1 protein-coding gene and 1 pseudogene are annotated in these 1,032 nt (G+C 42.1%); both read left to right on the top strand.

Annotated elements, in window-relative coordinates; all coding sequences use genetic code 11:
* Positions 1-102: pseudogene (locus R7Q09_RS24410) on the top strand (DUF2987 domain-containing protein); the annotation flags it as partial.
* Positions 103-292: 190 nt separating this feature from the next.
* Positions 293-1,032: tRNA 2-thiocytidine(32) synthetase TtcA (ttcA, locus tag R7Q09_RS24405; RefSeq protein ID WP_318143728.1), on the top strand; the 740-nt coding region annotated here is incomplete at its 3' end.

Raw genomic sequence — 1,032 nt, 5'->3', positions numbered from 1 at the left:
AAAGTGCAGGTTGCTTTGAGTGAAATTGGCGAAGGTGGAACAATAACGTTACCGGAACCAACGATGAGAGTGCTTCCTTATTTGCCCCAAGCAAAGAAATAGCACTATCTCCACTAAAGAGCCGCATTCGCGGTTCTTTTTCTATTCTATGATGATAATTCAGCGCACTTATTTTCTTATCCTTCAATACAAACATTTAATCCTGCTGCAAAAGCCCGTATAATCCACGCCCCAAAGAAACCCATGTTAGGAAGTCCTACTGTCGATTTTATCGGCGATGTGAGAGCCCGCAATGAACCAGAAAGATACAAGAAAAGAAACCCTTGAATTCAACAAGCTTCAAAAACGTTTGAGAAGAAATGTTGGAAATGCCATTACAGATTACAACATGATCGAAGAAGGCGATGTTGTCATGGCATGCATAAGCGGTGGTAAAGACTCATTTGCGATGCTCGATATCCTGTTGAATCTACAAAAAGCGGCACCAATCAAATTTGAAGTGGTTGCTGTTAACCTAGACCAAAAACAACCTGGTTTCCCAGAGCATATTTTGCCTGAGTATTTTGAGACGCTGAATATTCCTTACTACATCGTAGATAAAGACACATACTCAGTAGTTAAAGAAAAAGTGCCAGAAGGTAAGACAACGTGTGGTCTATGTTCTCGTCTACGTCGTGGTACGCTTTACTCATTTGCTGAGAAAATCGGCGCAACAAAACTTGCACTTGGTCATCATATGGATGACATCGTAGAAACGATGTTCTTGAACATGTTCCATGGTTCTCGTTTGAAGGCAATGCCACCAAAGCTACGCTCTGATGATGGTCGTAACGTGGTTATTCGTCCGCTGACTTACTGCCGCGAAAAAGACCTGATCAAATACGCAGAGCACAAAGATTTCCCAATTATTCCTTGTAACCTATGTGGTTCTCAAGAGAACTTGCAGCGCCAAGCAATCAAAGCAATGCTGATTGATTGGGATAAGAAGACGCCAGGACGCGTAGAAGCGATTTTCAAATCAATCCAAAACGT

Source organism: Vibrio sp. 2130-1 (assembly GCF_033339515.1).
This window is presented reverse-complemented; position numbering and strand designations above follow the sequence as displayed.